Source organism: Ralstonia sp. 24A2, assembly GCF_051783885.1.
Classification (GTDB): domain Bacteria; phylum Pseudomonadota; class Gammaproteobacteria; order Burkholderiales; family Burkholderiaceae; genus Ralstonia.
Genome location: NZ_JBPVZD010000002.1, coordinates 779,224 through 801,876 on the forward strand (window position 1 = coordinate 779,224; position 22,653 = coordinate 801,876).

At 65.0% G+C, this 22,653-nt stretch carries 23 protein-coding genes and 1 pseudogene; 15 read left to right on the forward strand and 9 right to left on the reverse strand.

From position 1 onward, the window contains the following. The first annotated feature begins 4 nt into the window (after window positions 1-4). Window positions 5-1,483 (forward strand): phage tail sheath family protein, encoded by a 1,479-nt coding sequence (locus ACS13N_RS08440; RefSeq protein WP_438931237.1) that lies wholly within the window; start codon window positions 5-7, stop codon window positions 1,481-1,483. Window positions 1,484-1,495: 12 nt separating this feature from the next. Continuing rightward, window positions 1,496-2,047, forward strand: coding sequence for a contractile injection system tape measure protein (locus ACS13N_RS08445; protein WP_438931238.1), 552 nt, complete (start codon window positions 1,496-1,498; stop codon window positions 2,045-2,047). A 91-nt stretch (window positions 2,048-2,138) separates the two neighbouring features. Here ACS13N_RS08445 and ACS13N_RS08450 read toward each other — a convergent pair. Next, a pseudogene (locus ACS13N_RS08450) lies at window positions 2,139-3,521 on the reverse strand (lactonase family protein); the annotation flags it as partial. On the opposite strand from ACS13N_RS08450, the gene ACS13N_RS08455 reads away from it, so the two are divergent. Both ACS13N_RS08455 and ACS13N_RS08460 read left to right on the forward strand, forming a co-directional pair. Continuing rightward, window positions 3,521-3,688, forward strand: coding sequence for a hypothetical protein (locus ACS13N_RS08455; RefSeq protein ID WP_438932885.1), 168 nt, complete (start codon window positions 3,521-3,523; stop codon window positions 3,686-3,688). The pseudogene ACS13N_RS08450 and the gene ACS13N_RS08455 sit on opposite strands and share 1 nt — an antisense overlap. Window positions 3,689-4,099: 411 nt before the next feature. Further along, window positions 4,100-4,615 (forward strand): GNAT family N-acetyltransferase, encoded by a 516-nt coding sequence (locus ACS13N_RS08460; RefSeq protein WP_438932815.1) that lies wholly within the window; start codon window positions 4,100-4,102, stop codon window positions 4,613-4,615. 56 nt (window positions 4,616-4,671) lie between these two features. Here ACS13N_RS08460 and ACS13N_RS08465 read toward each other — a convergent pair whose 3' ends face one another. From ACS13N_RS08465 to ACS13N_RS08480, 4 genes are all read right to left on the reverse strand, one after another. Next, window positions 4,672-5,139 carry a carboxymuconolactone decarboxylase family protein gene (locus tag ACS13N_RS08465; RefSeq protein WP_438931239.1) on the reverse strand — a complete coding sequence of 156 codons (468 nt, stop codon included), beginning with the start codon at window positions 5,137-5,139 and terminating at the stop codon, window positions 4,672-4,674. Window positions 5,140-5,265: 126 nt separating this feature from the next. Continuing rightward, the gene (locus tag ACS13N_RS08470) at window positions 5,266-6,171 is read right to left on the reverse strand and encodes an RNA polymerase sigma-70 factor (RefSeq protein ID WP_438931240.1); all 906 of its coding nucleotides are present in this window, start codon (window positions 6,169-6,171) and stop codon (window positions 5,266-5,268) included. An 87-nt stretch (window positions 6,172-6,258) separates the two neighbouring features. Further along, complete coding sequence (locus ACS13N_RS08475) at window positions 6,259-6,807, reverse strand: hypothetical protein (protein ID WP_438931241.1); 549 nt, start codon at window positions 6,805-6,807, stop codon at window positions 6,259-6,261. Beyond that, on the reverse strand, window positions 6,804-7,274 hold the full coding sequence (locus ACS13N_RS08480; RefSeq protein ID WP_438931242.1) for an Lrp/AsnC family transcriptional regulator: 471 nt from the start codon (window positions 7,272-7,274) through the stop codon (window positions 6,804-6,806). The genes ACS13N_RS08475 and ACS13N_RS08480 overlap by 4 nt, the downstream gene beginning before the upstream one ends. A 143-nt stretch (window positions 7,275-7,417) precedes the next feature. Between ACS13N_RS08480 and ACS13N_RS08485 the strand changes: the two genes are divergently transcribed. Beyond that, window positions 7,418-8,032, forward strand: a complete 615-nt coding sequence (locus tag ACS13N_RS08485) for a glutathione S-transferase (protein WP_438931243.1) — start codon at window positions 7,418-7,420, stop codon at window positions 8,030-8,032. Window positions 8,033-8,057: 25 nt separating this feature from the next. Here ACS13N_RS08485 and ACS13N_RS08490 read toward each other — a convergent pair whose 3' ends face one another. Continuing rightward, window positions 8,058-9,227 carry an HPP family protein gene (locus ACS13N_RS08490; protein WP_438931244.1) on the reverse strand — a complete coding sequence of 390 codons (1,170 nt, stop codon included), beginning with the start codon at window positions 9,225-9,227 and terminating at the stop codon, window positions 8,058-8,060. 234 nt (window positions 9,228-9,461) lie between these two features. Between ACS13N_RS08490 and ACS13N_RS08495 the strand changes: the two genes are divergently transcribed. After that, window positions 9,462-11,441 carry a phosphatase PAP2 family protein gene (locus ACS13N_RS08495; protein ID WP_438931245.1) on the forward strand — a complete coding sequence of 660 codons (1,980 nt, stop codon included), beginning with the start codon at window positions 9,462-9,464 and terminating at the stop codon, window positions 11,439-11,441. Window positions 11,442-11,454: 13 nt separating this feature from the next. On the opposite strand, the gene ACS13N_RS08500 is transcribed toward ACS13N_RS08495, so the two are convergent. Continuing rightward, on the reverse strand, window positions 11,455-12,336 hold the full coding sequence (locus tag ACS13N_RS08500; protein WP_438931246.1) for an AraC family transcriptional regulator: 882 nt from the start codon (window positions 12,334-12,336) through the stop codon (window positions 11,455-11,457). Window positions 12,337-12,576: 240 nt separating this feature from the next. Between ACS13N_RS08500 and ACS13N_RS08505 the strand changes: the two genes are divergently transcribed. The 3 genes from ACS13N_RS08505 to ACS13N_RS08515 all read left to right on the forward strand — a co-directional run bounded on the left by ACS13N_RS08505 (window position 12,577) and on the right by ACS13N_RS08515 (window position 14,807). Beyond that, a complete protein-coding gene (locus ACS13N_RS08505) occupies window positions 12,577-13,704 on the forward strand; it encodes a hypothetical protein (RefSeq protein WP_438931247.1) in 1,128 nt (375 codons plus the stop codon). Beyond that, window positions 13,701-14,264, forward strand: coding sequence for a hypothetical protein (locus tag ACS13N_RS08510; protein WP_438931248.1), 564 nt, complete (start codon window positions 13,701-13,703; stop codon window positions 14,262-14,264). Before ACS13N_RS08505 ends, ACS13N_RS08510 begins: the two co-directional genes overlap by 4 nt. 249 nt (window positions 14,265-14,513) lie before the next feature. Then, window positions 14,514-14,807, forward strand: coding sequence for a GYD domain-containing protein (locus ACS13N_RS08515; protein ID WP_438931249.1), 294 nt, complete (start codon window positions 14,514-14,516; stop codon window positions 14,805-14,807). A 70-nt stretch (window positions 14,808-14,877) separates the two neighbouring features. Here ACS13N_RS08515 and metK read toward each other — a convergent pair whose 3' ends face one another. Then, window positions 14,878-16,068, reverse strand: coding sequence for a methionine adenosyltransferase (gene metK, locus ACS13N_RS08520; protein WP_438931250.1), 1,191 nt, complete (start codon window positions 16,066-16,068; stop codon window positions 14,878-14,880). 246 nt (window positions 16,069-16,314) lie between these two features. Here metK and ACS13N_RS08525 point away from each other — a divergent pair, with 246 nt between their 5' ends. From ACS13N_RS08525 to ACS13N_RS08540, 4 genes are all read left to right on the forward strand, one after another. After that, window positions 16,315-17,163 (forward strand): lysophospholipid acyltransferase family protein, encoded by an 849-nt coding sequence (locus ACS13N_RS08525; protein ID WP_438931251.1) that lies wholly within the window; start codon window positions 16,315-16,317, stop codon window positions 17,161-17,163. Between the two features lie 25 nt (window positions 17,164-17,188). Continuing rightward, window positions 17,189-18,082 carry a lipid A biosynthesis lauroyl acyltransferase gene (locus ACS13N_RS08530; RefSeq protein WP_438931252.1) on the forward strand — a complete coding sequence of 298 codons (894 nt, stop codon included), beginning with the start codon at window positions 17,189-17,191 and terminating at the stop codon, window positions 18,080-18,082. 89 nt (window positions 18,083-18,171) lie between these two features. Continuing rightward, window positions 18,172-19,050, forward strand: coding sequence for a diaminopimelate epimerase (gene dapF, locus ACS13N_RS08535; RefSeq protein ID WP_438931253.1), 879 nt, complete (start codon window positions 18,172-18,174; stop codon window positions 19,048-19,050). A 41-nt stretch (window positions 19,051-19,091) separates the two neighbouring features. Next, a complete protein-coding gene (locus ACS13N_RS08540) occupies window positions 19,092-19,919 on the forward strand; it encodes a polyphosphate kinase 2 family protein (protein WP_438931254.1) in 828 nt (275 codons plus the stop codon). A 64-nt stretch (window positions 19,920-19,983) separates the two neighbouring features. Here the strand turns inward: ACS13N_RS08540 and pyrE are convergent, their stop codons facing one another. Continuing rightward, window positions 19,984-20,661: an orotate phosphoribosyltransferase gene (pyrE, locus tag ACS13N_RS08545; protein WP_438931255.1), complete on the reverse strand. Its 678-nt coding sequence runs from the start codon at window positions 20,659-20,661 to the stop codon at window positions 19,984-19,986. A gap of 32 nt (window positions 20,662-20,693) precedes the next feature. Between pyrE and ACS13N_RS08550 the strand changes: the two genes are divergently transcribed. Further along, window positions 20,694-21,479, forward strand: a complete 786-nt coding sequence (locus ACS13N_RS08550; protein WP_438931256.1) for an exodeoxyribonuclease III — start codon at window positions 20,694-20,696, stop codon at window positions 21,477-21,479. Between the two features lie 113 nt (window positions 21,480-21,592). Continuing rightward, window positions 21,593-22,606 carry an N-acetyl-gamma-glutamyl-phosphate reductase gene (gene argC / locus ACS13N_RS08555; protein ID WP_438931257.1) on the forward strand — a complete coding sequence of 338 codons (1,014 nt, stop codon included), beginning with the start codon at window positions 21,593-21,595 and terminating at the stop codon, window positions 22,604-22,606. The last annotated feature ends 47 nt before the right edge of the window (window positions 22,607-22,653 follow it).

Consider the following 22,653-nt stretch of genomic DNA (forward strand, 5'->3'; position numbering starts at 1 on the left):
CCCTATGGCGCAATACAAAGTCCCCGGCGCGTACGTCGTTGAACCGGCGCTGCCGCCCGGCAACATCGTGGCCGTGCAGACGGCGGTACCGGTCTTCATCGGCTATACGGAACGGGCTGACAGTGCTGGGCGGTTGCTCACGCAGGTGCCCCAGCGCATTGTGTCCATGGCGGACTACGAAGCGCTGTTCGGTGGGCCGCCGCCGCTTGCGTTCACGTATGCAGAAACGTCGGACGTTGCGCAGGGCCGCTACACGCTGGCGCATCCGCACCTGTTTGTGTTGCACGCCAGCGTGCAGCTCTACTTCCTCAATGGTGGCGGGCCATGCTTCGTCATGTCAGTGGGGTCGTATGCGGCCACGCCAGCGGTGGCGGATTTTTCGGCTGCGTTGGCTTTGCTGGAGAACGAGCTCGATGTCACGCTTGTCGTCGCGCCCGATGTCGTGAGCCTGACGCCTGAGGTGGCCGCGGCGTATCCGGCGCTGGCGCTCGCGCATTGCGGCAAGAAGCAGAGCCGCATTGCCATTCTCGATGTGCCCAGGGGCGATCAACGGCCTGCCTCGGGCGCGGGTGATCCCATCGCACCCTTCCGCGCGTCGGTCGGCGCGGATGCACTCAGCTACGGGGCGGCCTACTACCCTTGGCTCAACACCACGGTGCGGGCGGGGGTGGATTTCCGGGCGATTGCGCCGGGCGCGATGCCGGCTTTCCAGGCGGCGTTGCAGCGCGACGCCGAGGTGTTCTTCAGCACGCCCGCTCAGGCCACTCAGCTCCAGGCGCTCACGCACACCATTGCCAGCCTCGCACACGACATGCCGGATGCACAGGCCAAGGCGGCAGATCAGTTGCTGTCCACGTCGCTCGATCTCTACCGCACGGTCGTGGCCGACATCCTGGCCCGCGTGAACCTGCTGCCGCCCAGCGGTGCCATGGCGGGCATCTACTGCAGGGTTGATCAGGCGTACGGTGTGTCCAAGGCCCCCGCGAACGTCAGTCCGTCCGGTGTGGCCTCACTCACGGTTGCGTTGTCAGACGCGGATCAGCAAGACCTGAACACGCCGCTGGACGGCAAGGCCGTCAACGCCATCCGCACGTTTCCCAACTACGGCACGGTGGTCTGGGGCGCACGCACGCTGGATGGCAACTCCCAGGACTTCCGGTACATCAACGTACGCCGCACGCTCATCATGCTGGAGCAGTCGATCAAGGCGGGTGTGCTGCCGTATGCCTTCTCGCCCAACGATGCGACGACGTGGTTATCGGTCAGTTCGGCCATCACCGTGTTTCTCAACCAGCAATGGCAGGAAGGGGCGCTCCAGGGGGCCAGCGCCGACGGAGCATTCTCTGTGGACGTCGGCCTGGGCAGGACCATGACGGCCGAAGATGTGCTGAATGGCTGGATGCGGGTGGCGGTCAGGGTGGCACTGGTGCGTCCGGCCGAGTTCATCGTGATGACGTTCCAGCAAAAGATGGGCAACACCTGACGAAGGCCATCCATGACAACAGACCATTTTGCTAAGGCCACCCACAACCAAGGCGCTGCGCCCATCAGGGTCACCAACGCTGGCTTGGTGCTGCTCCAGGCGTATCTGCCGCTCTATTTCGAAAGATGTGGCTTGATGCGCGACGGGCAGTTTGTCGATGCGGTGGCCAATCATCGCGCGGTGCGCCTGGCGCATCTGCTGGCAAGCGGGCAGTGGGTGGAAGACGAAGTCCTGTTGCCGCTGGCCAAGGTCATGTGCGGTATCGAAGTATTCGCGCCGCTCATGGCAGCGGACGATGCGCCAACCGAGAACGAACGCGATCTGTGTCACTCGCTGCTGACGGCTGTCATACAGAATTGGGACCAACTGCACGGCAGCTCCGTCGATGGCCTGCGCGGAAGCTTCCTCATGCGCGACGGACTACTGACGTACCAGAATGGGAGCTGGCGGCTGGAGGTGGAAAAGCGCCCGTACGACGTGCTGCTCAACATGTTTCCACTGTCTTTCACGGTCATCAAGTTTGGTTGGATGCCGGAGCCGCTGCACGTGCGGTGGCCGTACTGAGCACACGCTAGCGCTCGCCAAAAACGAAGCCCCTCGCAAACGCAAGGGGCTCCGGGCAGCCGCCTTCACTCCCTGACCCACTGGATCACGCTCAAGGCACCGCCACAATCGCCATCCCACGTGGGATGTTGCCGCCGGTATTGGCTGCCCCATTCGCTACCGCCGTCAGCTTGCCGGTGGTGCCGTTAATGCTGTACGCCGTCACGGTGTTGTCGATGCCGCAGACCACATAGGCAAAGGTGCCCGCCGGGTTCACCAGCACTGTCACGGGGGCGTTGCCGGTGGGCGTGGTGTCCACCAGCGTGAGCGCACCATTGGCCGGGTTGATCGAGAACACGCTCACGTTGTTGCTGAGCACGTTGGCCACGTACATGAAGCCACCCGATGGCGAGATCGCCATGTAGAACGGGTTGGTGCCGGCCGTCACGGGCGTGCCCGAGATGGTCAGCGCCCCCGTGTTACCGATGCTGTAGATGCCGATGGTGTTGTCTGCCGAGTTGGCGACATACGCATAGCTGCCCGCAGGGGTGACGGCAATGAACTGCGGCGTGTTGCCGGTGTTGACCGTGGTGCCCACCTGCGTGAAGGCACCCGTGCTGTTGTTGATGGCAAACGCCATGGCCGTGCCGGCGGTGCCGCCGCTGTTGGCGTTCACTACGTAGGCGAAGGTGCCCGCGTTGTTGATGGTGATGGTGTACGGGTTGGCACCGGCCGTGATGGCCGACAGCGCCGTGAGCGCCCCGGTGCCCGTGTTGACCGAGAACGCGCTGAGCGTGTTGTCCCCATAGTTGGCCGTGTACGCAAAGCTGCCGTTGGGCGTGCGCGCGATGCTGTACGGCTGTATGCCAGTGGCCGTGGGTGAGCCCACCACCGTCAGCAGACCGGTGTTCGGGTCGATGGCGAGTGTGGTGATGGTGCTGTCGTAGGCATTGGCCACGTAGACAAACTTGCCCGCCGGGTCGATGGTGAGCGACAGCGGACCGGAGCCGACCGGTACCGAAGTGCCGATCGCCGTGGGCATGCCGGTGGTGGCATCCAGCGTGAAGGCAGAGACGGTGCCGTCATTCGAGTTGACCGCGTAGCCGAACAGCGGCCGCGCCGAACAGGTCACCATGATGCCGGTCACGTTGGCCATGCCCACGTTGCCGCTGCCGTTGGTGACGGTGCAGTTCTCACCCGAAGGTCGCGTGCCCACCGTGGCGGCATACGGTTTGCCCTGCGTGAGCTTGGTCGGGAAGCTGAAGTTGCCGTTGGCGCTGACCGTTACCGCGTCGCCGCCGTTGTCCAGCAGCGTGACGGATTTGCCTGCGCTCAAGCCGCTGACCGTGCCGCCCACCGAGTACGTCGGTGCCGGTGCCGGAGCGGGCGTGGGCGAAGGTGCGGGCGACGGCGCAGGTGTTGGGCTCGGCGTGGGCGCGGGCGTCGGAGACGGCGTTGGTGCCGGTGTTGGCGTAGGCGTCGGAGAAGGCGTTGGTGCCGGTGTTGGCGCGGGCGTCGGAGACGGCGTTGGAGCCGGAGTTGGCGCAGGCGTCGGAGACGGTGTTGGTGTCGGCGTCGGCGCAGGCGACGGTGTTGGCGACGGAGTCGGTGCTGGCGACGGAGTCGGTGCTGGCGTGGGCGTGGGCGTCGGTGCAGGCGTAGCGTTGTTCGTTGGCGGGGTCGCGCCGGTATCGCTGCCGGAATCGTCGCCGCCACCGCACGCGGTGAGATTGAGCGACAGCGCGGCAGCCATCACCAGGGCGGCGCCATGCGTGCCATACGGGTGTCGGTGCGGTGCCGGAGGAACCGGTGCGGGCATCGGCTGCGTTGTTGCGTTGCTGATGCGTTCCGCATTGGCGATGACAGGCTTGGCCATGGCTCCCCCCGGGTTTTGATGCGCGAGTGTGGACTCGCGTTTTCCCGAAGGATAGAAACCTGGGGCCACATGCCGACATAGGCCAATTGACTGACTGAGCCCTCGGCCGCATGGACGCAGACATGCGGTACACGCCGCGTGCCTATGTTTGGCGCGATACTGGTGGCCGTTCGTTGCTTGCCCTGTCAGTCACAGCCATGTCCATCAACGCCATCATCCTTCGCCAACTCACGCCGGCGGCTGCCGCCGATGTTGCGGACTACCGCGCCATCCGCCTGACCGCGCTCCGGGATTCGCCCGAGGCATTCGGCTCGACGTATGACGCCGAGGCCGGGCTCCCGCTGGAGGCGTTTGCCGAGCGGCTTGCGACGACGATCGTGCTGGGCGCCTACGACGGCACGCAGATCGCAGGCATGGTCGGCTTCAAGCAGCAGACCATTGCCAAGCTCGCGCACAAAGGGTTCATCTGGGGCTTCTACGTGGCGCCCGAGGTGCGAGGGCGCGGGGTAGGCACAGCACTGGTGGACGGCATCGTAGCGGCGGCCACGGGGCAGGTGGAGCAGCTCACGCTGTCGGTGGTGCACACCAACGCAGCTGCGCTGGCGCTATACCAGCGCTGTGGGTTTGAGACCTATGGCGTCGAGCCGCGCGCGCTCAAGTCGGCCGCCGGCTACGCAGATGAAGTGCTGATGGTGCGCTTCCTGCAGGTGTAAGCCCGGCGCCCATGTGGGCACACGGGCGCCGCCTTGCAGACTTGTCACCAACCGTCTTACGCGGCCGCGACGTACGGCTTGACCGGCACGGGGTTGCGCAGGCTCACGTTCAGCAGGTTCCAGCTGTTGATGGTGACGATCACGAAGCTCAACTCGGCAATCTCCTCGTCGCTGAAATGCTCGCGCAGCTTGGCGAACTCGTCATCGCTGGCATCGCTGTGCGGCGTGTTGGTGACCAGCTCGGCCCAGCGCAGCGCGGCGCGCTCACGCTCGGTAAAGAACGGCGCTTCGCGCCAGCCGGCCACGGCGTTCAGGTGGCGCGGGTCTTCGCCCATCTTGATGAGGTCGCTCCAGTGCATGTCGATGCAGAAGGCGCAGCCGTTGATCTGCGACACGCGCAGCAGGACGAGGTCGACCAGCTTCGCGCCCAGCAGGTCGCGGCGCAGGCCATTCGACAGGTTCAGCAGGTTGTTGAAGGCTTTCGGTGCGAGTTGGTAGTAGACAACGCGGGGTGCTTGCGACATGAGAGGCTCCTGGGGTTTGGATTGGATACCTGGAGCGTTCGCACGCCGGTGTGTTGCGTCGCTCCATACCCTTAAGACGCCTCGCGCGGCCGGGTTGTGACAGCCCGGCCGAAAATCTTTTGCTTTTTATGCGCCGGTGCCGATGTGCGCCAGCTTGTCTGGGTTGCGCACCACGTAGATAGCGACAATGCGGCCGTTCTCGATGACGAACGACTGCGCCGATTCGAGCTTGCCATCCACATAGCGCAGCAGGCCCGGCGCGCCATTGACGCGGGCGTGCTGGTAGCGGACGTTGCCCATTGCGCGCACGAGCTCGCAGTAGATCTTGGTGATCTGCTCGGCGTCTTGAATGATGCGCGTGAACGAAGGCACCTTGCCGCCGCCGTCGCCCACCAGGTGCGCGTCATCTGCCAGCAGGGCGCGGATGGCGTCACGCTGGCCGCTGCGCGAGGCTTCGGCAAAGCGCTCCAGCAGGTCGCGGTGCGTGTCGGCCGACACATCAAAGCGCGGGCGGTCCTGCTGCACACGGTCCGATGCGCGATGCACCATCTGCCGGCAGGCGGCTTCGCTCTTGCCCAGCAGGGCGGCAATCTCCGCATAGTCCTGGTCGAACACCTGGCGCATCAGAAAGGCCGCGCGCTCTTCGGGCGACAGGCGCTCCAGCACCCACAGCAACGCCATCGACAGATCGCCCGCCAGCTCCACGGCGCTCTCGGGCGTGGGGGCGTTGGATTCCACCTCCACCAGCGGCTCGGGCAACCACCAGCCCACGTAGGCCTCACGCTCAGCCTTGGCGGCGCGCAGGCGGTCGATCGAGAGGCGCGTGACAACGGTCACCAGCCACGCCTCGGCTGATTGCAATGCGGATTGGTCTGCCTGATGCCAGCGCATCCACGCGTCCTGCAGCACGTCCTCCGCATCGGCGCGCGTGCCGAGCATGCGGTAGGCAATGGCAAACAGGCGCGGGCGGGCCGCGGTGAAGGCGGTGTCTTCGCTGTCGGTGCCGATCTGAGTGCGCTTGGAGGGGGGCATGGTCTGGGCGGTGTCGTCTAGGGATCTATTCCCTAGACGGAGCAGGCATGGGGTTTGTGACAGCGTGCCGGCATTTTTTTGTTTCGACTATGTGGGGGCAGGGATGGGTTCGATCTTCAGCAACTGCACGCCGTAGGGGCTGACGGCCTCTGTCACGCGGAGGTGGCCCTGTGCGGCGGTGTCCGACAGTCCCTTCCCCTCGCCGCAGATTTTGATGCTGCCCGCGATGGCTGAATCTGGAAACCGAGCGCCAAAGCGGCAGTTTTTCCAACCACTGGTGCGCGCGTAGGCGGTATCAAACGTACGGACCTCCGTGCTGGTGAATCGCGGGAGGGCGGTCAGCCATCCGAACGTCAACGCGAAACCGACGGCGCCAAAGCTCACCATGGCTCCGGCGATATGCGGCAGCAATGGTTGCAGGGGCTTGCGAGCGTCGGAAATCAAGAACGCATAGAGTACGCCCACGATGACGGCACCGACGCAGGCGATCGCGATCCGCGGGATGCGTGTGTGGATAAAGCTGTCACGGGAAGCCAAGAGGCCGACATACGCAAGAATCATCGGCGTGAAGATGGCTGCGATCAGCAACCACCCCTTCACGTTGAATCGGCTTCGTGCCGGCGAACGCGCGCTCATGCCTTGTCCTTGTCCTTGGCCGCACGCATCGCGCCCACCGTCACCGCCTTGGCGACCGGGGTGGACAGCACCAGCGAGGTTGTCACTGAACCATACCTGGCCAGGCTGTCGACCACGCGCTCCAGATCTCCAGGCTCGGCAATCGCACAGCGCACGATAAAGCAGTGCTGCCCGGTGACGCGGCTGGCGTCCAGTACCTCCGGCATCTCTTCGAACAGCTTGATGTACTGGCGGATGTGCGCGTGGGTGGTCTCGATGTGGATGTAGGCCTGCAGCCCGATGCCGACACGGCGCAGGTTGACGCGTGCGCTGTAGCCCTCGATCACGTCCGCGTCTTCCAGCTTGCGCACGCGCTCGCTCATGGCCGGCTGTGATAGGCCGATGCGCTTGCCGAGCGCGGCCAGGCTCTGGCGGGCGTCGGTCTGCAGGGCTTCGAGGATCAGCCAGTCTTTCTTGTCCAGGGGCATGGCGGGCGCGGTTGGCGAGGGATGTGACCGATGAATCATCGGCGAGGAGTCCTGATTTTGGATGGAAACCGCTTAGACGCGCCAGTGCGGCTGCTTATCATGGACATTCTGTCATCCACGCAGCCCACCCCCCAGGAGACCCCATGAAGCTGATCGGCATGCTCGACTCGCCCTACGTCCGCCGTACCGCCATTTCGCTCAAGCTGCTCGGCCTGTCGTTCGAGCATGCGTCGGTATCGGTGTTCCGGCATTTCGACCGGTTTCACGAGATCAACCCGGTGGTGAAGGCGCCCACGCTGGTGTGTGATGACGGCACGGTGCTGATCGATTCCACACTCATCATCGACTATGCCGAGACGCTGGCCGGCCGCAGCCTGATGCCCGCCGCGCTGCCTGCGCGCCAGCACGCGCTGCGTGTCATCGGTCTGGCATTGGCCGCGTGTGAGAAGGCGGTGCAGATCGTCTACGAGCACAACCTGCGCCCGACCGAGAAGGTGCACGCGCCGTGGGTGGACCGCGTGCACGGTCAGTTGCACGCCGCGCTGGATGCGCTGGAAGCGGAGTGGAAGGATGCGCCGCTGCCTGCGGATGCGAGCGCGCTGACGCAAGCCGGCGTGACGACCGCCGTGGCCTGGGGCTTTGTCCAGCTGATGCTGCCGGACCGCGTGCCGGCGGCAAGCTACCCGCGCGTGGCGGCGTTGTCGGCCGCAGCGGAGCAGTTGGAGGTGTTTCGCGCGTGGCCGATCGACGCCGAGTGATGGAGCGCGTGAATCAGTGGGCCGCTCAGGCGGCCTGCGGCTGGATCGTCGCCTGACGGTACAGCCCGCCCACCAGATCCGATTCGGTGATGATGCCCGCCAGCCGCCCTTCGGCATCCGTCACCGGAATGTGGTGGTGCCCGGCGCTGGCAAACAGCGGTACCAGCTCCGACATGGGCGCGGTGGCCGCGATGGTCTGCACGTGCGTCTTCATGTGGTGGGCCACGCGCGGCGGCGTGGGCGCGCCGATGCTGAACCAGTGGCGCAGCGTCTGGCGCAGCGTTTTGCCCGGACTGCGCGGCGTGAGGCCCAGCAGGTCGGCACGGGTGACGATGCCGATCACGCGCTGACCTTCGTCTACCACCGGCAGGGCCTTGAAGCTGTGCTGGCGCAGCAACTGCAGCGCACGCGGGATCGACGTGCCCGGCGTGGCGGCAATCACCGGCTGCGACATGATGTCGGCGCAGGTAAGCGCGTGGAAGGTGCGCCGCAGTTTCTCTTCTTGGGCCTGCAGCTGCATCTCGCGCAGCACGGCCTCGATGTCTTCCGGGTCGATGTCGAGCAGCTCGCTCTGGCGGCGCAGCGCGGCGACGATGTCGGCGCGGGTGAAGCCGCCGGCGGTGGGGGCGCGTTCAGCGGCGGGCAGGCGTTGCGCGTGCGGATACCGGTGGCCGGTAACGGCGTGGTACACCAGCGCACCCACGAGCAGCAGCGCAGACTGGATCAGGATCGGCTCCAGCACGAATTCATACCCCAGCGCGTGCACGGCCGGCCCGCCAATCACGGCGGTCAATGCCACCGCGCCCGAGGGCGGGTGCACGCAGCGCAGCGCAAACATGCCGGCAATGGCAATCGACACCGCCAGCGCAGAGGCCACCACCGGGTCTTTCACCAGCAGTGCGCACGTCACGCCCACGGTGGCTGCCACCAGGTTGCCGCCGATGATCGACCACGGCTGCGCCAGCGGGCTGGCCGGCACCGCAAACAGCAGCACGGCCGAGGCGCCCATCGGTGCGACCAGCAGCGGGATGAGCGTGGCGGCACCGGGCACGAGCTTCATCATCGTGCCGGTAAAGAGAATGCCGACCAGCGCGCCTACGGCCGAGCGCACACGCTCGCGCCACCGCACCGTCACGGGCGCGGGGACGAAGCTGTGGAGCCAGCGGGAGAAGGCGGGGCGGGACGGGGTAGGCACGGGCAGCAGGGCGATTGCCCGGACAGGCCTCACCAAGTCAAAAGATGTGCCGCAAATTTTATCATGTTGTGACATAACGGCCGGGTGTTGGGCCTGGGCTGGCGCATTCCCCAGTGTGGTGCGCAGAGCATTTGAATTTGTCAACGAACCGTCACGTCCATTTCATGGGGCGCGCTAACACTGCCGGGCTTTCCCAGCGCTCTCTCCGGGTTTCGGCCCGCCCGCACCATGCCCATGTCTGCCCGCTCCGTTTTTTCCCGCCCGCGTCTGAATGTCAGTCTGGTCGCGCTGTTTGGCGCGCTTGCCCTGACCGCCTGCGGTGGCGGTGACGACACCACCAGCACGCCCGTCGCCACCACGCAGGCTGTTCCCGCGCCGCCGGCGGATCCGGGCTTTGTCGATACCGCAGCCGCACCCAGCGGTGTACCGGCCTTTGTGGACAACATCGCCACCAACCAGCGCGGTGACGCACGCTACGCCACGTTGGGCACCAATGCCGGTGTGCGCCTGTTCACGCGCTTTCTGGACTTGTGGCAGCCGCTCACGGAGATCGTCGATGCGGGTGCGTCCGCGCCGGCCAATGGGTCCTTCCCGGCGGTGGTGGCCTCCACGTGGACGGGCCTGCCCAACGACGGCACGGCCGGAGGCACGCAGCTCAATCTGCCGGTGTTGAACGCAAACGTTTCCTACGTGGTCGACGCCACCACCAACCGCACCCAGGCCCAGGCCGATGCGGCGTACTTTGATGACCGCCGCAGCAAGGGCTACAGCGTGACCGACGGCATGGGGCCGCTCACCACCGCGTGGCGCACGCTCGCGCAGCAGACCACCTCCATCACCACCGTGCCGGCCGATGCGGCCACTGTGCTTTACAACGACAGCGGCAACAACACGGGCGTCGGCACGTCGGGCGGCAACACCAGCTTCGGCAAGGTGGTCGATCTCATCAACACGGTGGGCAACAACGCGTCTACCGAACCGGCCAAGCGCTTCTACAAGTACGCGCGCCCCTATCGCTGGAGCAGCAGCGTGGTCGTCGTGCCCGCACTGGTGCCGGCAGAAAGCGCGACGCCCGGCACTGACGGCGGCTTCATCAGCGGCCACTCGGCCGAAGCCGCGCGCGATGCCGTGGCGATGGCCTATCTGGTGCCCGAGCGCTTTCAGCAGATGCTGGCGCGCGGCACGGAGCTGGGCGAGAACCGCATCCTGGCGGGCATGCATTCACCGCTGGATGTGATGTCCGGTCGCATGCTCGGCATTGCCGCGGTGGCCGCCAACCTCAACGATCCGGCCAACGCCACGCTCAAGGCCGCCGCCTTCGCGCAGGCGCATACCGCGCTGATGGCACAGACGGGCACGACCGCCACCACGTTCCCCGCGCTTGCACAGTCCGGCACGCTGGCGACGGATCGCTTTGCCGACTACGCCACCAACCAGACCAACTTCACGCGCCGCATGACGTTTGGCTTCACGCAGATTGGCGCGACGACGCTGGCGCCGGTGGTGCCCAAGGGTGCCGAGGTGCTGCTGGAAACGCGCTTCCCGTACCTGAGTGCTGACCAGCGCCGCGTGGTGCTCAAGACCACGGAGCTGGCCTCGGGCTACCCCGTGCTGGACGATGCGGAAGGCTGGGGCCGTCTGAACCTGTTTGCCGCGGCTGACGGCTATGGCGTGTTCAACGGCAACGTGATCGTGTCGATGGATGCGACGCAGGGCGGCTTCAACGCGGCGGATACGTGGCGCAATGCCATCTCCGGCGCGGGCAAGCTGACGCTGCAGGGCACCGGCACGCTGCGCCTGGCCGGCGCCAACACCTACACCGGCGGCACGCAGGTCGCGGGCGGCGTGCTGGAGGCGGACTCGGCCACGGCGTTCGGCACGGGGGATGTGTATCTGGGCGCCGGCACGCTGGCCGTCAACGCGCCGGCGGCCGTTGCCATCGCAGGCCGGTTCACGCAATTGCAAGGCACCACGCTCAACCTGGCCATCGGCCCGAACGGCCAGGGCAAGCTGAGCGTGGCTGGGCCCACCACGATTGCCGGCGGCACGCTGCACGTGTCGTTCGTGAGCGGCTACGCGCCCAAGGTGGGCGACACCATCGCCGTGGTCGATGGCGCCGGCAGCAACCGTCAGTTCTCGACGGTGACCGTGGACGGCTTCAAGGCCACGGCAATCTACACGGCCACCGGCATCCAGATCCACCTGGACACCTAAGCTGAACAACCGCTCACTTGAGCGGCAGCAGTACGTCCGTCACAGCTTCGTGTTCGGGCACGTCGGGGTAGAAGCGCTCGCGCTGGAACAGCAACGGCGCGTCGCGCGGTTCTTCGCCGCTGGCAGGCAGCCACTCCGCGTAGAGGTAGGCGACGGTCTGCCCAAGCGTGTCATCCGAGCCCGCGTGGCGCAGCACGGCGTAGCGGCCACCCGCGAGTGTTTTGGCGATGACGCCGGCGGTGTTGGGTGCGACCGGTGCCGGCGTGGCAGCGCAGATGTCCATGCGGAAGTCTTCGGGCGGCACGTCGTCGGGGCTGTTGTAGACGATGTTGTAGGTGGCCGAGACGGACGGGTGCAGCCGGTGCTCGCGGCGCCAGGCGATGAACGTGCGAATGGTCTCGCCCAGGCGTGCCGGGCTGCCGTGGTGCTCGATGGCGGCGACGGGCACGTCTTCGCGTTCAACGATCTCGACGAAATGGGATTGCGGTTGTGCGGGCATGTGTTCGCTCCTGAGGGCTCGTAGCGCCTGTAGATCGGTGGCCCAGGTGCCCCATTGCGGCGCCGCCCGAAAATCCGACGGCGATTGCCCTGTCTGCTTGCGGAACGCGCGCGCAAAGGCTTCCGGCGCCTCGTATCCGCATGCCAGCGCGATGTCGGTGATGCGCGCCGCGTCGCGATAGGCGAGCCGGTGCGCGGCACGCTTGAGGCGCAGCAACTGCACATAGCGCCCGACGTTCATGCCGAACAGCAGCGTGAACTGGCGGTGGAAGTGGTACTTCGAGAACGCTGCCACGTTGGCCAGTTGGTCCACGTCCAGCGCGTCCTCGAGATGCACGTCGATGTGTGCGAGCACGACGCGCATGCGGGTGAGGTAGCGGTCGGTGGCGGTGGTCAATGGTGTGGCTCCTGGGTGGCGATACGGTAACCGGGCGCCATCATGCGTGCCTGACCGCAATTGCTCGATTGCTCAATTGTGCGGCTGCAACACCCCTCTTCAAAGGGGCGTGGGGTGCAGGGTGCCTTTGATAGCATCCCTGGGCCCCAGGGGGGGCAACGTTTGCCGGGCGGATGCGTGGGGTTGCAGACCGCCCGCGCCGACATATTCGAGTCGACCTCACATAAGAAGAATCAGGGTATGCAAAACAACAACAGCAAATTTGCGAGTGGCGCCTTCGTTTTGAAGAATGTGCGTCTTGTCGCCATGTTCACGGGTCTTGCCGTGCTCGCCGGGTGTGCGCCCATGTCGCTCATGCAGCCGGTGGAGCGCGAGACGCTGACCGCCATGCAGCCGGTCGACGTCCGGGTCGGTATCAAGCAGCCGGAGCTGTATGCGGCCTTCGTGCCGTCGAACAGCGGGCAGGTTGCCGCCGCCACCTGCGGCGCGATTCCTGGCATCGGTATCCTGCTGGCCGCCGCCTGCGGTGGTGCGCTGGGTGCCGTGGATGCGGGCATCAATGCTTCGCTCGCGAAGACTGCCGAAGAAACCGTACGCCCGCTCAAGGACCAACTGGCAGAGGTGAACGTCAATCAGCAGATGCGTGAGACGGTATCGGTTGCGCTCCAGGGGGTGCCCGACATGCAGGTCGAGCACGTCGAGCTGACCAAGGACGTGACCGACAAGGCCTACAACGAGTCGTTCATGGCCTCGCAATCCGGCTCCGTGATGTTCGTGAACGTCGACTATCACCTGTCGCCGGACTTCTCCACCCTGGTGCTGTCGACGCGCAGCCTGCTGTTCCCGCGTAGCGCCAAGGCCCGCGTTGCAGCCAAGCAGCCACAGACGGTCGAGGCAAAGTCGGCCAACAATGAATTGGCGGTTGCTCCGAGGAATTCGGTGTACCGGGCCAACATCACCTACAACGCGAAGCTCGCGACGCCGGGCAAGGATGCGGCGCAGAACGTCGCAGCCTGGAATCAAGACAACGGCCGTTTGCTGCGCGCCGCGCTCAACGACGGCATTGCACAGATGGGCCGCCTGATGGCCGACAACCTGCAGCGCAAGTACGAGGCCAACGCAAACGCAAACGCCACCCAGGTCAAGGGTGACAACGGCGTTCTTGTGAGCCAGATCTCGAAGGGGGACACGGGCTCGCTGCTGCGCTATCCCAATGGGTCCTTGCAGTTCAATGCCGACCTCAATGTGGTGGTGGCGAGCTTCGATGCCGCACGCCAAGCGGGCACTGCCGTGGCATCGGCGCAAGTGGCTGCACCTGCCGTATCAACCGCACCTGCTGCGCCGGCTGCGGACAAGGCTGCCCAGTGAGTTCGGGTCGCCGTGGGGCGGCGGTTCTTTGCGCTGCCGTACTGATACTGACGGCGCTGATCGCCGGCTGCGCTGCAGAGCGCGTGGCCGGTGTGCCCGCGCCGGGCTTGCGCATACCGGGTACGGCGCCGGAGCCGATCGCGCAGGCTTGTCCGTTTGTCATCGACGGTGTGGATGATCGGCGTGATGCGGCCGATCTGGGGCGCCTTGGTCCAACGCACGTGATCGACGAAGGTTTCATGCGCTGGCTGGCCGATGGCCTGAAGGGGGTGTCAGGCCCCGCGTCTGCTACCGAGGGTGCCGCTGCCAGGCACGTGCGTGTGACGGTGCTCAAGGCGTATGTCTACGGTCTGAGCACGCTGAAGACGGCCCATCTCGTTGTGCGTGTGCAGGAGCCCGGTGTCAACGGTGAGCCGGGCTGGTCGAAGATCTACCGTGGCGTAGACAACAGCCTCAACTGGACAACCGGAGAAGCTGAGATCCAACTGGCGTTCCATCAAGCACTGGATGACCTGAAGCGGCAGATTGCCGTGGCCCTGAGGGCGCGCTGCCACGCGTAGCGCCAATGGCAGGGGAACAGGGGAAGCCTGCATCTGATGTCCCTCGGGGATGCTCCGTTTCGGGCACGCCGATGTATCGCGTCCGAAACCGTTTTGCTTGTGCGCGCCTGTGTGATCGGGTGGTGATTGGAGGCAGGTGCCCGCGATGGGCGGCGTTGTGTCACATGGCGCGTTCATTGCAGGGTATTTCCTTCCGCGCGTTTCGGCGGCACGCGATCCCCCGGACTCCCGCCGATCAGGAGGCACGTCATGCCCACATATCTCGCCCTGCTCAATTTCACCGACCAGGGCATCCGCACCATCAAGGACACCACCAAGCGGGCCGCCGCGGCCCGTGAGCTGGCCAAGTCGGCCGGCATCGATATGAGGGAAACCTACTGGACGCTGGGCCAGTACGATCTCGTGGTGATTTGCGAAGGACCGGACGACGCCGCCATGACGGCGTTCGGGCTGGCACTGGCTTCGGCTGGCAATGTCCGTTCCCAGACGCTGCGGGCGTTTTCCGCCGATGAGATGAACGGCATTCTCAGCAAAATCCCGTAAGCGTAGCGTCGTTGCATGCGCAATAAAAAACCGCCCCGAGGGGCGGTTTCGTTTTTGCAGCAACGCAGGCTCAGGCAAACGCCTTGGCCGGCTCGCCCTTCAGGCCGGCGGCTTCGCGCAGCAGCAGGGCCTTGTCGGTGGCTTCCCAGCTGAACTCCGGCTCTTCGCGGCCGAAGTGGCCGTAGGCGGCCGTCTTCTCGTAGACCGGGCGCAGCAGGTCCAGCATCTGCACGATGCCCTTCGGACGCAGGTCGAAGTGCTCGTGCACGAGCTTGGCAATCTGCTCATCCGGAATCACGCCCGTGCCTTCCGTGTACACGGTGATGTTGATCGGACGCGCCACGCCAATCGCGTAGCTCACCTGCACCTGGCATTGGCGTGCCAGACCGGCAGCCACCACGTTCTTGGCCACATAGCGCGCCGCGTACGCAGCCGAGCGGTCGACCTTCGACGGGTCTTTGCCCGAGAACGCGCCGCCGCCGTGCGGGGCAGCACCGCCGTACGTATCGACGATGATCTTGCGGCCGGTCAGGCCGCAGTCGCCTTGCGGGCCGCCGATGACGAAGCGGCCGGTCGGGTTCACCAGATACTTGGTGTCGGCCAGCATGTGCGAGGGCAGCACCGGCTTGATGATCTCTTCGATCACGGCTTCGCGGATGGCCTCTTGCGACATCTCCGGCGCGTGCTGGGTCGACAGCACCACGGTGTCCACGCTGTGCGGCTTGCCGTCCACATAGCGCACCGTCACCTGCGACTTGGCGTCCGGACGCAGCCAGGGCAGGCGGCCATCACGGCGCAGTTGCGACTGGCGCTCGACCAGGCGGTGTGCGTAGTAGATCGGGAAGGGCATCAGCTCGGGCGTTTCATCGCACGCGTAGCCGAACATCAGGCCCTGGTCGCCAGCGCCCTGGTTCAGGTAGTCGTCCGATGCGCGGTCGACGCCCTGAGCGATGTCCGGCGATTGCTTGTCGTAAGCGACGAGCACGGCACAACCCTTGTAGTCGATGCCGTAGTCGGTGTTGTCGTAACCGATGCGCTTGATGGTCTCGCGTGCAACGTGGATGTAGTCGACGTTGGCCGACGTGGTGATTTCACCCGCCAGCACTACCAGACCGGTGTTGCACAGCGTTTCAGCAGCGACGCGCGCATATTTGTCCTGGGCCAGGATGGCATCCAGGATGGCGTCGGAAATCTGGTCGGCGACCTTGTCGGGATGGCCCTCGGAAACGGATTCCGAGGTGAAGAGGAAGTCGTTTGACACGGTTGTAAGCTCCAGAATGGCGAACTTGCTATTACGCGCCATCCGTTTGAGCCACGGCCGGCGACGCTTTAGCGGTATTTAGTAACCTTGCCCAGGTTTGTGACCCGACAAGGATTCGCCCCGCAAGTTGTCAGTTAACTCGGCGAATCGCGCTATTATACGCGGCACTTTTTCGGGCCGCAGCACGGCCTGCCAAGACCCTGCTCCCCTGTCGACTGCGACCAACACATTGCTGCGACCGCACGCATGACCTTCCTGTTCTGGCTGTTTTCACGCTTGCCCCTATCCGCGCTGCAGGCGTTGGGCGGCTGGCTGGGAGCGCTGGCGGCCAAGGTGCCCGGCCGCTATCACGACCGGCTCATCGCCAACTTCCGCCACGCGTATCCCGATGCCACGCCCGCCATGCTCAAGGAGGCGGGCCGCTCCGCCGGCCGCATGGTCTTCGAGATGCCGTACTTCTGGGTGCGCAAGAACGGGGCGGATGTCGCCCCGCACCTGTTCGACGTTTGCCGGACGATCATCGAGCGTGCGCTTGCGGATGGACGCGGCCTGATCTTCCTGACGCCGCATCTGGGCTGCTTTGAAGTGCTGCCGCAGGCCTACGCGCGTGAGCATCCCGTCACCTCGTTGTTCAAGCCGCCGCGCAAGGCAAGCCTGCGCGGGTGGATCGAGACCATGCGCGCGGGACCGAACATGTCCATGGCGCCGGCCGACCCGCGCGGCGTGCGCATGCTGGTGCGCGCACTCAAGCGCGGCGAGGCCGTCGGCATCCTGCCCGACCAGACGCCCACCGGCGGTGAAGGAGTGTGGGCACCGTTCTTCGGCAAGCCCGCCTATACGATGACGCTGGTGCACCGCCTGCACCGACTGACGGGTGCGCCCGTCGTCGCATTGTTTGCCGAGCGCCTGCCGCGCGGCGCAGGCTATCGCTTGCACGTGCATGAGATTGGGGACCTGCCCGAAGACGCGACGCAAGCCGCCACCCGCATCAATGCCGCGATTGAACAGTTGATTGCCGTGGCACCGACGCAATATCTCTGGGGCTATAACCGCTACAAGCATCCGAAGGGCGCGGACGCTCCGCCCGCCGCTTAACGCTGCCTGTATTGCTGCCGCACTTATGGAACGCTTCTCTGCCAAACTCGGACTCGGCTTTCTGTGGCTGTTGTCCTTCTTCCCGTACAGTTTCGTCGCCCGTTTTGGCGAGGGGCTGGGCGGGCTGCTGTATCGCATTCCCAATGGCCGCCGCCGCGTGGTGCTGGCCAACCTCAAGGCGTGCTTTCCCGAGAAGTCCGACGCCGAGCGTGAAGCCATGGCGCACGAGGTCTTCCGCAAGGTGTTCCGCAGCTTTGCCGAGCGCGCGTTCGCCTGGTTCGCATCGGAAAAGCGCCTGATGCGCGTGGTCAAGATCGACGACCAAGCCAACCTGCCGGCGCTGCACGGCCAACCGCACATTCTCGTCACGCTGCATCTGTCGGGTGTGGAGATTGGCGCGCTGGCGCTGACCGAGTATCTGCGCACGAACACCGGTAACGCGGGCTGCTCGCTCTACACCCGCATGGCGAACCCAGCACTCGATGACGCCATCAAGGCGCTGCGCAGCCGCTTTGGCGCGACCATGGTGTCGCGCAACGAGAACATCCGGCAGATCATGCGCACCATCAAGCGCGGCGAGGCGCTGCAGCTGATCTCCGACATGGATTTCGGCGAGCGCGACTCGGAGTTCGTGCCGTTCTTTGGTGTGCCCGCGCTCACGCTCAACGCCATCCCGCGCATGGCGTCGATGACCGGTGCCAAGGTCATCCCGATGTACACCGAGATCCTGCCGAACTACGAAGGCTACGCGCTGCGCATCCTGCCCGCCTGGGAGAACTACCCCACCGGCGATCTGACCGCCGACACGCGCCGCATGAACGCCTTCTTTGAAGACGCGATCCGCCCACGCATCACCGAGTACTACTGGGTGCACAAGCGCTTCAAGCATCGCCCCGAGGGCATGCCCGGCATCTATTGACGCCTGAGGCGAGCGGCGCCGGCTCGCTTTAGAATGGGCGTTTTCCGAACGCTCATTGCCGCCCATGTCACCTTGGGCGACCTACCACCGTGAAACTGCACTTCACCAAGATGCACGGCGCGGGCAACGACTTTGTCGTGCTCGACGGCATCCAGACCCCGATCGACTTCACCCCCGAGCAATGGGCCGCCATTGCTGATCGCCACTTTGGCGTGGGGGCGGACCAGCTCCTGCTGGTCGAGCGCTCGACGCGCCCGGATGTCGATTTCCGCTATCGCATCTTCAACCACGACGGCGGCGAAGTGGAGCATTGCGGCAACGGTGCGCGCTGCTTCGTCAAGTTCGTCACCGACCGCGGTTTGACCGACAAGCGCACCGTGCGCGTGGAAGTCATGAACGGCATTGCTACGTTGACGATGCAGGACGACGGCCAGGTAACCGTCGACATGGGTGCGCCCGTGTTCGAGGCTGCGCGCCTGCCGTTCCTGCCCGAAGGCCTGCCCACGCGCATCGAGGGTGACGATACGCAGCACGCATTGCAGATCAACGGGCGCACCGAGTGGCTGTCGACCGTGTCGATGGGCAACCCGCACGCCGTGCAGGTGGTGGACGACACCGAGGCCTTCCCGGTGCTGGAAGACGGTCCGCTGATCGAATCGCATGGCGTGTTCCCGCGCCGCGTGAATGCGGGCTTCATGCAGATCGTCGATCGCCATTCCGTGCGCCTGCGCGTGTACGAGCGCGGTGCGGGCGAGACGCTGGCTTGCGGCACCGGTGCGTGCGCGGCCGTGGTGGCTGGCATTCGGCGCGGCTTGCTCGATTCGCCTGTGAAGGTGGCCACGCATGGCGGTGATCTGACCATCGCCTGGGCCGGTGTCGAACAGCCGGTGATGATGACGGGCCCCGCCACGACTGTCTTTGAAGGCACGCTGGATTTGGACGCACTGAAGCTCACCGCCGCGCATTGAGCGGCGTACACACGCATCCACGAGAACAATAAGGAGACTCCATGGCATCGAACGGCAAGACCCTGATCGACGACTGGCGGTACGACGGCAGCAGTAAGTTCAAGATTGCCAAGTCGGATGCCGCCGTCAAGCCGTTTTCCACCGGCAGCAAGGCTGGCGACTTGGAGCGGCTCGCCGAGATTGGGCCCCGGCTCGACACGCTGCAGGACGTTCTCTACGCCGAGCACCGCCGCAAGGTGCTGGTGATCCTGCAGGGCATGGACACCTCCGGCAAGGACGGCACCGTGCGCAGTGTGTTCCGCGAGATGGATCCACTCGGCCTGCGCGTGGTCGGCTTCAAGGCGCCGACGCCGCAGGAGCTGGCGCACGATTATCTTTGGCGTGTGCACGCGCAAACGCCCGGGAGCGGTGAGATCGTCATCTTCAACCGCAGCCATTACGAGGACGTGCTCATCACGCGCGTGCACGGCATGATCAACGCTGCCGAGTGCAAGCGCCGCTACGACCACATCAACGCGTTCGAGCAGATGCTGACCGACACCGGTACGACGATCATCAAATGCTTCCTGCACATCTCGAAAGACGAGCAGCGGGCACGGTTGCAGGGGCGCGTCGATAACCCCGACAAGCACTGGAAGTTCGATCCGTCCGATATTTCGGAGCGCGAACTCTGGGACGATTACCAGAGCGCGTATGAAGACGCCATCAATGCCACCGCCACGCCCCATGCGCCGTGGTACGTGATTCCCGCCAATTCCAAGACCCACCGGAACCTGATGGTGGCGGAGATTCTGCTGCAGACACTGGAGGCGATGAAGCCGAAGTATCCGGCGGGGAATCCCGAGGTTGCGGGGTTGAAGATCGAATAGCTGGTTGGAAAGAAAAAACCCGGTGAGATCCTTCACCGGGTTTTTTATCGCAACGCACGCAGAGTCAGATCGCGCTCACGCCGTACTTATCGCGATAGGCCGCAGCCTTATCCCGATAGCCCGCCAGCGCCGGGTCGCCGGCCCCATCCAAATACCCAAGCAGGTCATCCAGGTTGGCAATCGACACAACCGGCATCCCATACTGAGCCTGCACATCCTGCACAGCCGAGCGTTCGCCGATATCTACAGCGTTGCCGCTGCGCTCCATTCGATCCATCAGGATCAGCACCGCAGCCGGCGTGGCACCCGCCGCACGAATCAGCTCCACCGACTCGCGCACCGACGTGCCAGCAGAAATCACGTCATCAACGATCACCACGCGACCCTGCAGCTTCGCGCCGACCAAGCTGCCACCTTCGCCATGGTCCTTGGCTTCCTTGCGGTTGTACGCAAAACCCACATCACGCCCCATGCCCGCCAGCGCCACGGCCGTGGCCGATGCCAGCGTGATGCCCTTGTACGCCGGCCCGAACAGCATGTCGAACTCGACGCCCGAGTCCAACAGGGTTTTCGCATAGAATTGCGCGACTTGGCCCAGCAGCGCGCCGTCACTGAACTTGCCGGCGTTGAAGAAGTAGGGCGATGTCCGCCCCGCCTTGGTCACGAATTCCCCGAACGACAGCACGCCGGCTTCCACCGCAAAGCGGATGAAGGATTGGCGCAACTCGCTGTTTTGGCTCATCTTTTTTCTCTGGTCTGCAAAAAAGTCCCGCCATGTTACGCATCATTTCCGCCAACCTCAACGGCGTTCGCTCCGCCTCCAGCAAAGGCTTTTTCGATTGGATGGGCAAGCAGGACGCCGATTTCGTCTGCGTGCAGGAACTGAAATGCGCGCAAGACGACATGACGCCCGAATTCCTGGCGCCGCACGGTTACCACGGTGTATTCCAGCACGCAGTGAAGAAGGGCTACAGCGGCGCGGGCCTGTACACGCGCCACAAGCCGGACGAAGTCATCATCGGCTTTGATAACGGCGAGTTCGACGCCGAAGGCCGCTACGTCGAGGCGCGCTACGGCAAGCTGTCGATCATCTCGGTCTACGTGCCATCGGGCTCCAGCGGCGAAGAGCGCCAGCAGGCCAAGTTCCGTTTCATGGACTTGTTCATGGATCACCTCAAGGACTTGCGCCACGAAAAAGGCCGCGAGGTCGTGCTGTGCGGCGACGTCAACATCGTCCACAAGGAAATCGACATCAAGAACTGGAAGGGCAACCAGAAGAACTCCGGCTGCCTGCCCGAAGAGCGCGCGTGGCTAACCAAGCTGTTCGATGAGGTCGGCTATGTGGACGTGTTCCGCACGCTGGACCCGCGCCCCGAGCAGTACACGTGGTGGAGCAACCGCGGCCAGGCGTACGCGAAGAACGTCGGGTGGCGGATCGATTACCAGATCGCCACGCCGGGCATTGCCGCCACGGCGCGCCGCACGTCGATTTTCAAAGACATCAAGTTCAGCGATCACGCCCCGCTGACGGTCGACTACGACACCAAGGTGCACTGGTAAGCACTTTATTGCGCTGCCGCAGAAATTTCTGCGTCAGCCGCTACAATGCAAAACTCACGCGCCGGCAGGGGCTAGCGCGTGGTTTCAACTCACAGTTTTCAAGCGAGATCGCCATGGCATTCAAGGTTTTCGTCGACGGTCAGGAAGGCACCACCGGCCTTCGCCTGCTCGACTATCTGTCGCAACGCGACGATATCGAGTTGCTGCGCATCGCCGAAGACAAGCGCAAGGATTCGGCCGAGCGCGCCAAATTCCTGAATGCCGCAGATGTCGCATTCCTCTGCCTGCCGGACGTCGCTTCGCGCGAGGCCGTCTCGCTGGTCAACAACCCGAACACCTGCATCATCGACGCCAGCACTGCGTTCCGCACGGACGATAGCTGGGTCTACGGCCTGCCCGAGTTGAACAAGGGCCAACGCGAGCGCCTGCGTAATACCAAGCGCATCGCCGTGCCGGGCTGCCACGCCAGCGCCTTCGTGCTGCTGATGCGCCCACTGGTGGAAGCGGGCATCGTCCCGGCCGACTATCCGGTCACCGCGTTCTCGCTCACCGGTTACAGCGGCGGCGGTAAGCAGATGATTGCTGACTACCTTGCCGCCAATAACCCGAAGCTCGACAGCCCGCGCCCGTACGCGCTGGCGCTGGCGCACAAGCACCTGCCGGAGATGCGCGTGCAGAGCAAGCTGTCGCTCCCGCCGATCTTCACGCCGGTGGTCGGCAACTTCCTCAAGGGCCTGGCTGTGACGATCGGCCTGCACCCGCAGCATCTGGCCCGCAAGGCGAGCCCGGCGGATGTCGCCAAGGTGCTGGCCGATTACTACCAGGGCGAGCAGTTCATCCGCGTGGCCCCGGCCGACAATGTGGCCACGCTCGACAACGGCTTCTTCGACGTGCAGGGCGCGAACGATACCAATCGTGCTGACCTGTTCGTGTTCGGCTCGGACGAGCGCATGGTCGTCACCGCCCGCCTGGACAACCTGGGCAAGGGCGCAGCCGGCGCGGCGGTGCAGTGCATGAACGTGCACCTGGGCGTGGATGAGGCGACCAGCCTGCACGTGGAAGCGCCGATTCCCGCAGCAGGCGCTGAGCACGCCGTGCGTGAGGCCGCTCCGGGTTTCGCAAGCTGATCGTCGGTTGAGCTGATACGAAAAACGCGCCTTCGGGCGCGTTTTTC